This window comes from Cryobacterium sp. N21 (genome assembly GCF_002929575.1).
Lineage (GTDB): Bacteria > Actinomycetota > Actinomycetes > Actinomycetales > Microbacteriaceae > Cryobacterium > Cryobacterium flavum.
Window position 1 is genome coordinate 1 of record NZ_PJJQ01000036.1, and the last position, 14,583, is coordinate 14,583.

A 14,583-nucleotide genomic window follows, 5' to 3' on the forward strand; every position below is an offset into this window, starting at 1 on the left:
CGAATACCCCGACACCCCGCCCACAACGTAGACGCTGTGCGAGCTGCGACGTGCTCCAGCCGCGGTAAGAGCGGGCGTCTGGCGGAATGGCGTTGCATCTTGATGGGTAGGTTCTCAGCGGGGTTTTGCGCTAGGGATTAGGCTTGGCCTGTCTGTCGAAATGCCGGACTAATTACACAGGAGATACAAGTGAGCCCTTCAGGACCCCGCGACGGCGATTCCCGTAACAACGGTCAGGATGACCGTCGTTCGAACCAGAGTGGCCGACCCTCGAACGAGCGACCTTCCGGTGGCCGTGATGGTGCCAAGCCTCCCTACCGTGGCAACTCCGACCGCCCCCAGCAGGGTGGAGAACGGCCGCCGTATCGCGGTAACTCTGATCGGCCCGCCTATGGCGGCAATGACCGGGCTCCGTACCGTGGCAATTCGGATCGTCCGGCTCAGGGCGAGCGTACTCCGTACCGGGGAAACTCTGATCGACCTTCCGGCGGCAATGACCGCGCACCGTACCGTGGCAATTCTGATCGTCCGGCTCAGGGCGAGCGTGCTCCGTACCGGGGAAACTCTGATCGACCTTCCGGCGGCAATGACCGCGCTCCGTATCGAGGCAATTCGGATCGGCCCGCGCAAGGCGAGCGTCCTCCGTATCGGGGTAATTCTGATCGTGCGTCTGGTGGAAACGACCGTGCGCCGTATCGGGGTAACTCGGATCGTCCTGCCCAGGGTGACCGTGCCCCGTACCGTGGCAACTCTGACCGACCCTCCGGCGGCAACGAGCGTGCTCCCTACCGTGGCAACTCTGACCGCCCGGCGCAGGGCGAGCGTGCTCCCTACCGTGGCAACTCTGACCGCCCGGCGCAGGGCGAGCGTCCTCCGTATCGGGGTAGCTCTGACCGCCCGGCGCAGGGCGAGCGTCCTCCGTATCGGGGTAGCTCTGACCGCCCTGCCCAGGGTGAGCGTCCTTCGTACCGTGGCAACTCTGATCGTCCGTCCGGCTCCAACGATCGTGCTCCATACCGGGGCAACTCTGATCGCCTTGCCCAGGGCGGGGACCGTAAGCCGTGGGCCAAGGATGGCGCACGGCCCGACCGCAGCGATCGGCCGAGCAACGACCGACCGCGCAGCGACAACGACAGCAAGCCGTGGACCCAGCGCGGCGGTTCACCGAACCGTGCCGGTGCCCCGCGCGTCGACGCCGGCAAGAAGCTGTGGACCCGCGACGGCGCTCCGGCCCGTAACGACCGCGATGCCCGCGTCGTCGAAGAGGAGATGACCGAAGAGCAGCGCATGCAGCGTGAGCTGCGTTCGGTGCGTCCCCGTCACGATGACCCCGAGCTTCCCGACGACATCACGGCCAACGACCTCGACCGCATCGCGCGGAACGAGCTGAAGACCCTGACCAAGGAGAACGCCGAGACCGTTGGCCGCCACCTGGCCATGGCGGCACGCGTCATCGACGAGAACCCGCAGCTCGCCCACCAGCACGTGATGAGCGCCGCCCGCAGGGCCGGCCGCATTGGAGTTGTGCGCGAGAGCCTCGCGATCACCGCTTATGCCACCGGCGACTTCGCCCTGGCCCTGCGCGAACTGCGCACCTACCGTCGCATTTCCGGCTCGAACGACCAGCTGCCCCTCATGGTCGACAGCGAACGTGGCGTGGGCCGTCCCGACCGGGCTCTCGAACTTGGTCGCTCGGTCGACCGCAGCACGCTGTCCCCGTCCGTACAGGTTGGTCTGGCCATCGCCATGTCGGGGGCACGCCTCGACCTCGGTGAAACGGATGCCGCGCTCGTTGAACTCGAAATTCCCCAGCTCAACCCCAACACGGCCTTCTCCTACAGCCCCGAGCTGTTCGCCGCCTACGCAGAGGTTCTGAGCGAACTCGGCCGCGAGGACGAAGCTGACGAGTGGCTCGAACGGGCCTCTCGCGCTGACGCCGCCCTCGGTGCCTCCGGTGACGATGACGAAACCATCGAAATCGAAGAGATGGAAGAGGACGACGATGACGCCCTCGCCGACTTTGCGGCTGACGCCGGCGATGATGACGACGATGACGAATCGGTCGACGCCGGCGAGGCTGCTCGTGCAGTTGCCGCGGCCGGCCTCGGCGATGCTCCGGCGACGGCCGTTGATCCAGCGTCTGCCGTTGAGGTTGACGACGCCGACGACCAGACGAACGCCGAGGACGACGCTGCGGCATCCGTTTCGCAGGATGACGAAACGGAGCCGGATGCTGCATCGCCGAAAGCCTGAGTCGGCGACGCCACTCGATGGCGTTGACGTGCTGCTGGCCGATCTGGACGGTGTGGTTTATGCGGGTCCGGCGGCGATTCCGTTCGCCGTTGAAAGCCTGAACCGTGCCGCTGACACGATGCGCGTGGGCTACATCACCAACAATGCCTCGCGTACCGACCAGTCGGTTGCCGACCACCTCACCCAACTCGGGCTGAGCGTGGCCGCAGGGGATGTCGTCACCTCTCCCCAGGCAGCCGTGCGGCTGCTCGCTGAGCAGGTGGCACCCGGCTCGAGCATCCTCGTGGTGGGTGGCGACGGTCTGGTCGATGAGGTGGTCAAGGGCGGTTTCGTCGTGACGCGCTCGGCCGACGACAAGCCGGCCGCCGTCATCCAGGGTTTCTCACCCGACGTCGGCTGGGTGCACCTGGCCGAAGCGGCGTTCGCATTGAATGCCGACGGCGTGGGCACCGGAATTCCGTGGATCGCGACCAACACCGACTGGACCATTCCGGTGGCCCGCGGCATCGCTCCCGGCAACGGAACGCTTGTTTCCGCCGTGCACACGGCTGTGGGCCGGCTGCCGCTCGTGGCAGGCAAACCCGAAGCGGCCATCTTTCTGGAGGCGACTCGGCGGTTCAACGCGAAGAACGCGCTCTTCATCGGCGACCGGCTCGACACCGACATTCTCGGTGCCAACCGGGCCGGCATCCCCGCCGTACTCGTGCTCACCGGCATCGACCGGGCCAAACAAGCCCTCGCCGCCGACAAGGAGTCGCGGCCGGCGTTCATCATCGAAAACCTGCAGCAACTGCACGAGCCGTACCCGGAAACGGTGTTCTCCAAGGACGGTTCGACCGCGACGGTGAACGGGGCCAGCGTGCGGGTGCATGGCAACGACGTGCAAATTCTCAAGGCAGGCGACGGCGGGGTCAACCTGCTGCGCGCGGCCTGCGCCGCGATCTACCGATCCGGGCGGGCGATTTACGGCCTCAACGTTCCGGAGCGACTGTATCTCGAGCAGTAGCCTAGAGCTGTGAACCCCGAACCAGAATCGGTCGATCTCGCGGCGCAACTCGTCGACATCGAGACCCAGCCGCTCGAAGCGCGCGCTGAGGCCTTTGGGCAGCTGCACGAGCAGCTGCGCGAACAACTCGAGAACGCCGACACCGACCAGGCGGGCCAGGCGTGACCGACGCCTCCGTGCCGAATTTTCGCCGAGACCATGAAACAGACCCATTTATGCCCGAGCACGTGAACGACGCTGACCCGACCGATACCGCCCCGTTTGACGGCCCGCCAGAACGGATGCCCGCCTCCCGCCTCGACGCCGCCCTCGCCGATCGTGGCCTGGTTCGGTCCCGAACGGTCGCTGCCAAACTCATCGCCGACGGCCTCGTCACGGTCAACGGAGTGCCGGTCGTGAAGGCCAGCACCAAAGTAGACGCGGACGCTGTTCTCGAGGTGGCCGCGACCGACCACTACGTCAGCCGGGGCGCCCACAAACTCAATGCAGCTCTCGACGCCTTCAACCTCGACGTCAGCGGCCGCACGGCTCTCGACGCCGGAGCGAGCACCGGTGGGTTCAGCCAGGTACTGCTCGAACGCGGCGCAGCTCAGGTGATCGCCGCCGATGTCGGCCACGGCCAGCTGGCAGCGCAACTGAAGATCGAGCCGCGGCTGTTGTTGGTCGAGGGGTACAACATCCGCTATGCGACCCCGGAAACGCTCGCCGGGGCATCCGGAATCGCGGAACGGCCCGACCTCGTCGTGGCCGACCTGTCGTTTATCTCACTGACCACCGTGTTGCCGGCCCTCGTGGCCACGGCCGCACCCGGCGCCGACTTCGTGCTGCTGATCAAGCCGCAGTTCGAGGTGGGTCGCGGCGGCATTCGCGAGGGCATCGTGCACGATAGGGGCCTGCGCAGCGACTCGGTGGCCGGCGTGCTCTGGGCCGGCTGGGACCTGGGCCTGAAGACCTGCGGCGTCATCGCCTCACCCATCATTGGGGCGGCCGGAAATCACGAGTATCTGTGCTGGATGAGCGCCACGGCCGGCACAAATCCGACAGAATGGATGGACCGGGTCGATTCCGTGGTGGGAGCGTGACGAGATGAGTGACACCCCGCGGTATTTTCTGATTGTGGCGCACACCGGCCGGGCCGACTCGCTCGAGGCCGCCGCGACGGTCTGCGAGCAGCTCATCGCTGCCGGCGCCGTGCCCGTGCTCGCGCTCGATGAGCGGGCCGACCTGCTCGCTTCATCGCCCGAACTGAACGGCCACATTGCCATTCTCGGGGAAACCGTAAAAACCGACGAACTCGAGCTGGTCATCGTGCTCGGCGGCGACGGCACCATCCTGCGATCGGCCGAACTCGTGCGCGGCTGCTCGGCACCGCTGCTCGGTATCAACCTTGGCCACGTGGGTTTTCTCGCCGAGAGCGAGCGTGACGACCTCGGCGAGGCCGTGCGTCGAGCACTCAAGGGCGACTACGAGGTCGAGGAACGCCTCGCCCTCTCGGTGCGGGTCAAGGTCGCCGACGAGGTCGTCTACGAAACCTGGGCGCTCAACGAGGTCACCGTCGAAAAAGCCAGCCGCGAACGCATGATCGAGGTCGTCGTCGAGGTTGACGGTCGTCCGCTGTCGTCGTTCGGCTGCGACGGCGTCGTGCTCTCGACCCCGACCGGCTCAACCGCCTACTCGTTCTCGGCCGGCGGCCCGATCGTCTGGCCCGGCGTCGAAGCGCTGCTGCTGGTGCCGCTCAGCGCCCACGCCCTGTTCGCGCGGCCGCTTGTGGTCGGCCCGGAGTCGTCCCTTGCCGTTGAAGTACTCTCCCGTACCGGCGCCCGCGCCGTGCTCTGCGCCGACGGACGCCGCACCCAGGACCTCCCAACCGGCGCCCGCGTGATCGTGCGCCGTTCCACTGTTCCGGTGCGGCTGGCCCGCCTGCACATCGGGCCATTCACCGACCGCCTGGTCAACAAGTTCGACCTGCCGGTCACCGGCTGGCGCGGCCCGGTCGGCCGCGAGTGATCGACGAGCTGTTCATCCGCGACCTCGGCGTCATCGCCGAGGCCACGCTACCGCTCGGCCCCGGCTTCACCGCCGTCACCGGCGAAACCGGCGCCGGCAAGACCATGGTGGTCACCGCCCTCGGGCTGCTGCTCGGCGATCGAGCGGATGCCGGCACCGTGCGCCAGGGTCAGCCGCAAAGTTTCGTGCAGGGCCGTTGGGTCATCGACCCGGCCAGCGCCGTGGCCGACCGTGTGCGCGACGCCGGGGGAGACCTCGACGGGCCGGAACTGATCCTCGGGCGATCGGTCTCGAGCGAAGGGCGCAGTCGCGCGATGGTCGGCGGCCGTGGCGCTCCGGCGAGCGTACTCGGTGACCTGCGCAACGACCTCGTCGTGGTGCACGGCCAGAGTGATCAGGTGCGCCTGCGCTCCGCCGCCGCCCAGCGCGACGCCCTCGACCGCTTCGCCGGGCCCGATCTCGCCGCCGTTCTCGGCGACTACCAGCACGCCTTCCACCGCTGGCAGGCCAATCAACAGGATCTCGATCGGCTGGTCACGGAGCGCGACCTGCGTGCTCGCGAGGCCGACGACCTGCGCGCTGCACTGGCCGAGATCGAAACGGTCGCCCCGCAGCGCGGAGAGGACGCCGAGCTGGCCGAGCGTGCTGAACGCCTCGGCAACCTCGAAGAGCTGCGCCTGGCCGGCGAGCAGGCCCGTCAGCTCATCTCCGCCGAAGACAACCCCGACGACCTGCCCGACGTCGTTGCCCTGCTCGAAACCGCCAGGCGCGCCCTCGACCGGGTCGCGCCGCACGACGTCGCCCTGCCGTCGTTGGTCGCGGCGATCGCCAACGTCGGTTTCGTCGTCGCCGACATCGCCGCCGAACTGGCCAGGTATCTGGACGGCCTCGACGCCGACGGTGCCCGCGAACTCGAAATCGTGCAGGAACGCCGCGGCGAACTGGGAATCCTCGCCCGCAAGTACCCAGGCGGTCTCGAGGAAGCCATCGAATTTCTGGACACCGGCAGCACGCGGCTGCTCGAGCTCGACTCCGACTCCGAGAGAATCGATGAGCTCAGCGCCGAAGCGGATGCTGACCACACGCTGGTCACCGACCTCGCCGCCGCCCTCACCGCGTTGCGCCTGGCGGCAGCCGTGCAGCTCGGCGCCCGGGTGACCTCAGAACTCGGCGCGCTGGCGATGCCGGACGCCGTGCTACTCGTGGAGGTGGAACCTGGCCCCGAGTTCACGATCACCGGCAGCGACCTCGTACGCCTGCTGCTGCAGCCGCACGCGGGCGCCGAACCCCGGGCGTTGGCGCGCGGGGCATCCGGTGGCGAATTGTCGCGGGTCATGCTCGCCATCGAGGTCGTCATCAACGCGACCGACCCGGTACCCACCTTCGTCTTCGACGAGATCGATGCCGGCGTGGGCGGGGCCGCCGCCATTGAAATCGGACGCCGGCTGGCTCGACTGGCCGAAACCGCCCAGGTGATCGTGGTCACCCACCTCGCCCAGGTCGCAGCGTTCGCCGGTAACCACCTCAGTGTGGTCAAGGACAGTGACGGATCCGTCACCGCCTCGAGCGTGCGCCAGCTGCGCGGCGACGACCGGGCCGCCGAAATGGCGCGCCTGCTCTCGGGGCTGCCCGACTCGAAGAGCGGCCTCGAACATGCCCGCGAACTGCTCGACCTCGCGAAGCCAAAGTGATCGGCGAAATTCAGGTGATAGCATTGAAGCCCGTGGTGGAAAATATACTTACGGATAGATCAGACGGCACGACCAAGCACATCTTCGTGACCGGGGGTGTGGTCTCCTCGCTCGGTAAGGGCTTGACGGCGGCCAGCCTCGGAAACCTTCTCACTGCACGCGGCCTGCGGGTCGTCATGCAGAAGCTTGACCCCTATCTCAACGTCGACCCGGGAACGATGAACCCGTTCCAGCACGGCGAGGTCTTCGTGACCGACGACGGCGCGGAGACCGACCTCGATATCGGGCACTACGAACGTTTTCTCGACATCAACCTCGGCCAGTCGGCCAACGTGACGACCGGGCAGATCTACTCGCAGGTCATCGCCAAGGAACGCCGCGGCGAATATCTCGGCGACACCGTGCAGGTCATCCCGCACATCACCGACGAGATCAAGCGTCGCATGCGCCTGCAGGCCAGTGACGATGTGCGCCCCGACGTGATCATCACCGAGGTCGGCGGCACCGTCGGTGACATCGAAAGCCAGCCGTTCCTCGAGGCCGCCCGCCAGGTGCGCCACGAACTCGGCCGCGGCAACGTTTTCTTCGTGCACGTTTCGCTCGTGCCGTTCCTCGGCGCGGCCGGCGAGCAGAAGACCAAGCCCACTCAGCACTCCGTCGCGACTCTGCGCTCGATCGGTATTCAGCCCGACGCCCTCGTGCTGCGCAGCGACCGGCCGGTCTCTGAGTCAAACAAGCGCAAGATCGCGCTCATGTGCGACGTCGACGAAGACGCCGTCGTCAACGCCGTCGACGTTGCGTCGATTTACGAGATCCCGACCATGCTGCACGACCAGGGTCTCGACAAATACATCGTCAACGCCCTCGGCCTCGTGGCCGACGTCGTCGACTGGTCCGGCTGGGAGAACCTGCTCGAAGCCGTACGCCACCCCAAGCACGAGGTCACGATCGGTCTGGTCGGCAAATACATCGACCTCCCGGATGCCTACCTCTCGGTTACCGAGGCGCTGCGAGCCGGCGGATTCGCCAACCAGAGCAAGGTCAAGATCGTCTGGATCGGCTCCGACGATTGCGAAACCGACGAGGGAGCGGCCCGCCTGCTCGGCGAACTCGACGGCATCTGCGTGCCGGGCGGCTTCGGCATCCGCGGCATCGAGGGCAAGCTCGGCGCCCTCAAGTTCGCCCGCGAAAACGGCATCCCGGTGCTCGGACTGTGCCTCGGCCTGCAGTGCATGGTCATCGAATACGCCCGCAACAAGGCCAACCTGCCCGGAGCATCCTCGAGCGAGTTCGACCCGGAAACCGAGTTTCCGGTCATCGCGACCATGGAAGAGCAGGTCGAGATCATCGCCGGCGGCGACCTCGGCGGCACCATGCGCCTCGGCCTCTACCCGGCTACCCTCGCCGAGGGGTCCCTCGTCGCCGAACTGTACGGCGAAAACTCGGCGTCCGAACGTCACCGTCACCGCTACGAGGTCAACAACGCCTTCCGCGACCAGATCGCCCTGGCCGGCCTGTGGTTCTCCGGAACCAGCCCCGACCGCCACCTGGTCGAATACGTCGAGCTCAAGCGCGAGGAACACCCGTTCTACGTGGGCACGCAGGCCCACCCCGAGCTGCGGTCACGACCGAACCACGCGCATCCGCTGTTTCGCGGCTTGATCAAGGCCGCGCTCGACCGCCAGCAGGCCAGCCGCCTGTTCGAGGTGAAAGAAGAACTCAGTGCCTGAACTGCAGGATGACGTCGCGCCGGTCGAGGTAACCGCGAGCGACATCGTCTATGACGGCGCCATCTGGAACGTGCGTCGCGATAGCTTCGACTACAACGGCGCGAGCATCACCCGCGAGTACCTCGACCACCCCGGCGCGGTCGCCGTACTCGCCCTCGACCAGCAGGACCGGGTGCTGCTGATCAAGCAGTACCGGCACCCGACCGGCCTGCGCGGTTGGGAACTGCCGGCCGGACTGCTCGACGTGAGCGGCGAGAACGCCGTCGTCGGAGCGAAGCGCGAACTGGCCGAAGAAGCGGATGTCGTCGCTTCCGAGTGGGCGCTGCTCACCGAGTTCTACACCTCGCCCGGCGGCAGCAACGAAGCGATTCGGGTCTACCTCGCCCGGGGCATCTCGGCGGTTGCCGCGTTCGCCCGTACCCACGAAGAAGCCGACATCGAACTGCGGTGGGTTCCGCTGGACGAGTGCGTCGACGCCGTGCTGGCCCGTCGCATCTCCAACCCGATCCTGATCGTGGCTGTTCTGGCCGCCCAGGTGGCGCGTTCACGCGGTTGGAGCACGCTGGCGGCGGCAGACCTGCCGTGGCCGCGGCATCCGCTCAGCATTCATTCGCGCAGCAGTCACACCGCCGCCTGAACATGTCGATCGCCACGGCGGTGGATGGGTATCTGCGGCACGTGTCGGTCGAGCGCGGTCTCGCGGCGAACACCGTCGCCGCCTACCGCCGTGATCTCGGGGTGTACACGGCCTGGCTTGGGGCAGATTCGGCTGAGGGTGCGCCGCGGCCGATCACCGACCTGCGCGACGTCACCCGAGCGCACATCTCGGCCTTCGTGCAGTACCTCGGACTGCGCCCGGAATCGCCGCTGACGGCGGCTTCCATCGCCCGCGTTCTCTCGACCGTGCGCGGGTTTCACCGGTTTCTGCAGGGTGAGGGCCTCGTCGAAACGGATGTTGCGCACGACACCAAACCGCCCAAACTGGCCCTGCGCCTGCCCAAGGCGATCTCGATCGACCAGGTCAGCGCGCTGCTCGCGGCCACCGACGGCGACGATGTGCAGCGCCTGCGCGACAAAGCCCTGCTCGAACTGCTCTACGCTACCGGCGCCCGGGTGAGCGAGGTAGTCAACCTCAACGTCGACGACGTGCTCGTGGAGGAGTTCGACTCGGTGCGCCTGACCGGCAAGGGCGACAAACAGCGCATCGTGCCGGTCGGCAGTTTCGCGCGCGCCGCCGTCTCCGATTACCTGGTGCGAGCGCGGCCGATGCTGTCGGCTCGCGGACGCTCGACGCCGGCCCTGTTTCTCGGGCTGCGCGGGCAGAGGGTGAGCCGGCAAAACGCCTGGCTGATCATTCGCGCTGCCGCCGAACGCGCCGGGCTCACCGTGCCCGTCTCGCCGCACACCCTGCGACATTCCTTTGCGACACACCTGCTCGCCGGAGGGGCCGACGTGCGCGTGGTGCAGGAACTCCTCGGCCATTCCTCGGTCGCGACCACCCAGATCTACACGCTGGTCACGGTGGACACCCTCCGCGACATGTACACCCTCGCCCACCCCCGAGCGCGCTGATCAGGGGGCACAGCGGCGATCCTTGCGGTGACGGGCCGAACACTCGCTACAATCGACCAAGTGATGGGTGCAGGACAAATCAAGGACGGGCCAGTGACGCGTAAGTTGAGCGACCGAATTTCGCTACCCGGTTTCGACGATATGCCGGTCGGTCCGACCGGACGAGAAAAACACGAATTCGCCGAACCGGAGCCTCTGAAAAGCCACGGTCCGGCCCGCATCATCTCCCTCTGCAACCAGAAGGGTGGCGTCGGCAAGACCACGACGACCATCAACCTCGGTGCCGCCCTGGCCAGCTACGGCCGCCGCGTGCTGGCCGTCGACTTCGACCCGCAAGGCGCCCTCTCGGCCGGCCTCGGCGTACCCACCCACGACGTCACCACCATCTACGACCTGCTGCTGAACGGCAAGGTCGACCCGAGAGACGCGATCCAGCCGACCTCGGTCGAGGGACTCGACGTTATCCCGGCCAACATCGACCTCTCCGCCGCCGAGGTGCACCTGGTCAACGAGGTCGCCCGCGAGCAGATTCTGGCCCGCGTGCTGCGCAAGGTGTCGGCCGACTACGACGTCATCCTGATCGACTGCCAGCCCTCGCTCGGCATCCTCACCGTGAACGCCCTCACCGCGAGCCACGGCGTGCTGATCCCGCTCGAGTGCGAATTCTTCGCCCTGCGCGGCGTCGCCCTGCTCATCGAAACCATCGACAAGGTGCGCGACCGACTCAACCCGGCCATCGAACTCGACGGAATCCTCGCCACTATGTACGACTCCCGCACCCTGCACTCCCGCGAGGTACTCGAGCGCGTCGTCGACGCCTTCGGCCACAGCGTGCTCGAAACCGTCATCGGCCGCACCGTGAAATTTCCCGATGCGAGCGTCGCCGGGGTTCCCATTACCGACTTCGCGCCCGAGCACGCGGCCGCTAAGGCCTACCTACAGGTGGCCCGCGAACTGATCCACCGTGGCGCAGTCGCCTAGCGCGGCCGAGAAGCCCGCGTTTTCGGTCGCCCTCGGCAACTTCGAAGGCCCGTTCGACCTGCTGTTGAAACTGATCACGCGGCACGAACTCGACATCACCGAGATCTCGCTCAGCCAGGTCACCGACGAGTTCATCTCCTACCTGCGCGGGCCGGGCGCTGCCGACGAACTCGACCAGGCCACCGAGTTTCTCGTCGTCGCCGCAACACTGCTCGACCTCAAGGTGGCCGGACTGTTGCCGCAGGGTGAACTCGTCGACGCCGAAGACGTGGCGCTGCTCGAAGCCCGCGACCTGCTGTTCGCCCGCCTGCTGCAATACCGCGCCTTCAAGGAAGCCGCGGGCTGGTTCACCGGTCAGTTCGACGTGGAGACCCGCCGGCACGTGCGGTCGGTGCGACTCGAGGAGAAGTACCGTCAGAAGACTCCCGAGCTGGTCTGGACACTCTCCCTCGCCGATTTCGCCGCCCTGGCCGCCGTGGCCCTCGCACCGCGCGAGCTGCCCGTTGTGGGCCTCGACCACCTGCACGCGCCGCTGGTCAGCATCCGCGAACAGGCCGCCTACGTCGTCGCCATGCTGCAGTCGGGGGAGCCGGTCTCGTTTCGGCAGCTCATCGCCGGGGCCGACCTGAAGGGCGTCATCATCGCCCGCTTTCTCGCGGTGCTCGAACTGTACCGTCATGGCGCCCTCTCCTTCGATCAGATCGAGCCCCTCGGCGAGCTCACCCTGCGCTGGAGCAGCGACTCTTGGTCCGATGAAAACCTGGCATCCCTCGGAGCCGACTATGACAATTAGAAACCCGACAACCGACACGCGATCGCGCGCCCCGCAAACGGATGCCGCAGCATCCGTTTCGCCAGCGGCCAGCGACCTCGACCGCCAGCTCGAAGCCGTGTTCATGGTCGCCGACGAACCGCAGGGCCTCGTGCACCTCGCGACCGCCGTGGGGCGGCCGGTCGCTGAGGTAGCGGCATCCGTTGCGCGGCTGGTGGCCGATTTCGACGGCATCAGCAGCCCCGACGGTATGAAAGCGGTGCGCCGCGGTTTTGAGCTGCGCGAGGTCGCCGGTGGCTGGCGCATCTACGTGCGTGCAACGCACGATGAGCTCGTGACCGACTTCGTGCTCACCCAGAATCCCAGCCGGCTCAGCCAGGCGGCGCTCGAAACCCTCGCCGTGATCGCCTACAAGCAGCCGATCAGTCGCGGCCAGGTCGCCAGCATTCGCGCCGTCAACGTCGACTCCGTCGTGCGCACCCTGCTCGGTCGCGGCCTCGTCACCGAGGCCTTCACCGACAGTGAAACCGGCGCGATCAACTACGCCACCACAGACTTGCTGCTCACCCAGCTCGGAATCAACTCGCTCGACGAGTTACCCCACATTTCGCCGTTGCTCGACGGCGGCACCGACGGATTCGAGGATCTACTTTGACCGACAACACCCCCCAGGACCAAGCCCCGCGCGACCCCAACTTCAACCCGGAGGCCGCCGCCGACGGCGTGCGCCTGCAGAAGGTGCTCGCCTCAGCCGGCGTCGCCAGCCGCCGCGTCTCCGAAGACCTCATCACCTCCGGCCGTGTGCGCGTGAACGGCAAGGTCGTCACGGAGCTTGGCCGCCGGGTACACCCCGAAAGCGACCAGGTCGCCGTCGACAACGTGGCCGTGCAGCTCGACACCACCCGCCGCTACCTCATGCTCAACAAGCCGGTCGGTGTTGTTTCCTCGATGCAGGACGAGAGCGGACGCCCCGACCTGCGCGAATTCACCGACCAGTTCGACGAACGACTGTTCAACGTTGGGCGCCTCGACGCCCAGACCAGCGGCCTGCTGATTCTCACCAACGACGGTGACCTCGCCCACGTGCTCGCCCACCCCTCTTTCGGCGTCTCCAAGACCTACATCGCCAAGGTCGAGGGCCGCGTCTCGCCGCAGACCATCGGGCAGCTGCAGAGCGGCATCGAACTCGACGACGGCCCCATCCACGCCGACAAGGCGCGCATTCTCACGAGCCCTCCCGGCGGCGGCTACAGCATGGTCGAACTCACCCTGCACTCCGGTCGAAACCGCATCGTACGACGGATGCTCGACGCCGTCGGTCACCCCGTGGTCGACCTGGTACGTCGCCAATTCGGACCGTTGAACCTCGGAACCCTGCAGCAGGGAGCCGTACGCGAACTCACCCGCGAAGAACTCGGCCAGCTGCTCACGGTCTCCCGGCAGGCGCCGAGCGCGCGGCCCGAAGCTGACTAAGGACTGACGCATATGGGGGAAAGCCGCCTCGTCGGCCCGGTGCGCATCGTCGGCGTCGGTCTGCTTGGAACCAGCATCGGCCTCGGACTGCGGGGCCGCAAGATCGAGACGATCCTCGCCGACGCGTCACCGACGAACCTGCGCATCGCGATCGACTACGGTGCCGGCCGCGCCGCGAAGGACGGCGACCTGCCGCAGCTGATCGTGGTCTGCGTGCCGCCCGACGTGACCGCCGAGATCGTCGCCCGCGAACTCGAGGCGCACCCGGGAGCGATCGTGACGGATGTCGCGAGCGTCAAGCTGGCACCTCTCGCCGAGCTGCGCGAGCGTGGCGCGGACATCAGCCGGTACATCGGGTCGCATCCGCTCGCCGGTCGGGAGAAGGGCGGCCCGCTGTCCGGCCGCGCCGACCTGTTCATCGGCCGACCCTGGGTGGTCGCCGCGCACGACGCGATCAGCTACCAGCAGGCCGGCGCGATCGACGACCTCATCCTCGACCTCGGCGCTATCCTGGTCGAAATGACGCCCGAGGAACACGACCTCGGCGTCGCCCTGGTCTCGCACGTACCGCAGGTCATCTCCACCCTGATGGCCCGCCGCCTCACTGGGGCCGCACACTCCTCGCTCAACCTGGCCGGCCAGGGCCTGCGCGACGTGACCCGCGTCGCGGCGAGCGACCCCGACCTGTGGGTGCAGATCCTCGGAGCCAACGCCGGCCCGGTGCGGGACGTCTTGCTGGCTTACCGCGACGACCTCGACCGGTTCATCGATGCCCTCGAAGACCCTGCCGCACCAGGTTCGCAGCGCAAGGTCGCCGAGGAACTCGCCGGCGGCAATGCCGGGGTGGCCCGCCTGCCCGGCAAACACGGCCAGGACCGCCGGTTCTCATCGATGGTCGTCATGGTCAACGACCAGCCCGGCCAGATCGCCCGGCTGCTCAACGACATCGGTGAGCTCGGCGTCAACCTTGAAGACTTACGCTTGGAACACTCGCCGGGCGCCCAGATCGGTCTCGCCGAAATCTCCGTACTGCCCGAGGCCGTCATTTGCCTCACCGAAGAGCTGGCCGCCCGCGGCTGGCGGATTGCTGGTTGACTT

The 14,583-nt window shown here is 67.3% G+C and carries 14 protein-coding genes; all 14 read left to right on the forward strand.

Going from position 1 to position 14,583, the window contains the following annotated elements:
* The first annotated feature begins 1,269 nt into the window (after positions 1-1,269).
* Positions 1,270-2,253, forward strand: coding sequence for a hypothetical protein (locus CXY77_RS16640; RefSeq protein ID WP_233197485.1), 984 nt, complete (start codon positions 1,270-1,272; stop codon positions 2,251-2,253).
* The gene (locus CXY77_RS16645; protein WP_092339526.1) at positions 2,231-3,259 is read left to right on the forward strand and encodes an HAD-IIA family hydrolase; all 1,029 of its coding nucleotides are present in this window, start codon (positions 2,231-2,233) and stop codon (positions 3,257-3,259) included. Before CXY77_RS16640 ends, CXY77_RS16645 begins: the two co-directional genes overlap by 23 nt.
* 9 nt (positions 3,260-3,268) lie before the next feature.
* Positions 3,269-3,424 carry a hypothetical protein gene (locus CXY77_RS20365; protein WP_166789869.1) on the forward strand — a complete coding sequence of 52 codons (156 nt, stop codon included), beginning with the start codon at positions 3,269-3,271 and terminating at the stop codon, positions 3,422-3,424.
* Positions 3,425-3,540: 116 nt separating this feature from the next.
* A complete protein-coding gene (locus tag CXY77_RS16650) occupies positions 3,541-4,341 on the forward strand; it encodes a TlyA family RNA methyltransferase (protein WP_104088444.1) in 801 nt (266 codons plus the stop codon).
* A 4-nt stretch (positions 4,342-4,345) separates the two neighbouring features.
* On the forward strand, positions 4,346-5,266 hold the full coding sequence (locus tag CXY77_RS16655) for an NAD kinase (RefSeq protein ID WP_092339527.1): 921 nt from the start codon (positions 4,346-4,348) through the stop codon (positions 5,264-5,266).
* Entirely contained in the window at positions 5,263-6,957 is a 1,695-nt protein-coding gene (gene recN / locus CXY77_RS16660) for a DNA repair protein RecN (protein ID WP_092339528.1), read from the forward strand. Before CXY77_RS16655 ends, recN begins: the two co-directional genes overlap by 4 nt.
* 35 nt (positions 6,958-6,992) lie before the next feature.
* A complete protein-coding gene (locus CXY77_RS16665; protein WP_233197486.1) occupies positions 6,993-8,687 on the forward strand; it encodes a CTP synthase in 1,695 nt (564 codons plus the stop codon).
* Positions 8,680-9,324, forward strand: coding sequence for an NUDIX hydrolase (locus CXY77_RS16670; RefSeq protein ID WP_092339529.1), 645 nt, complete (start codon positions 8,680-8,682; stop codon positions 9,322-9,324). The genes CXY77_RS16665 and CXY77_RS16670 overlap by 8 nt, the downstream gene beginning before the upstream one ends.
* Positions 9,325-9,326: 2 nt before the next feature.
* Positions 9,327-10,259 (forward strand): site-specific tyrosine recombinase XerD, encoded by a 933-nt coding sequence (gene xerD / locus CXY77_RS16675; RefSeq protein ID WP_104130539.1) that lies wholly within the window; start codon positions 9,327-9,329, stop codon positions 10,257-10,259.
* Between the two features lie 141 nt (positions 10,260-10,400).
* On the forward strand, positions 10,401-11,240 hold the full coding sequence (locus CXY77_RS16680; RefSeq protein ID WP_233197536.1) for a ParA family protein: 840 nt from the start codon (positions 10,401-10,403) through the stop codon (positions 11,238-11,240).
* Entirely contained in the window at positions 11,224-12,033 is an 810-nt protein-coding gene (locus CXY77_RS16685; protein ID WP_104130540.1) for a ScpA family protein, read from the forward strand. The genes CXY77_RS16680 and CXY77_RS16685 overlap by 17 nt, the downstream gene beginning before the upstream one ends.
* A complete protein-coding gene (locus tag CXY77_RS16690; RefSeq protein ID WP_104130541.1) occupies positions 12,023-12,667 on the forward strand; it encodes an SMC-Scp complex subunit ScpB in 645 nt (214 codons plus the stop codon). The genes CXY77_RS16685 and CXY77_RS16690 overlap by 11 nt, the downstream gene beginning before the upstream one ends.
* 68 nt (positions 12,668-12,735) lie before the next feature.
* Entirely contained in the window at positions 12,736-13,485 is a 750-nt protein-coding gene (locus CXY77_RS16695) for a pseudouridine synthase (protein WP_233197537.1), read from the forward strand.
* A gap of 12 nt (positions 13,486-13,497) precedes the next feature.
* The gene (locus CXY77_RS16700) at positions 13,498-14,580 is read left to right on the forward strand and encodes a prephenate dehydrogenase (protein WP_104088420.1); all 1,083 of its coding nucleotides are present in this window, start codon (positions 13,498-13,500) and stop codon (positions 14,578-14,580) included.
* Positions 14,581-14,583: the final 3 nt, after the last annotated feature.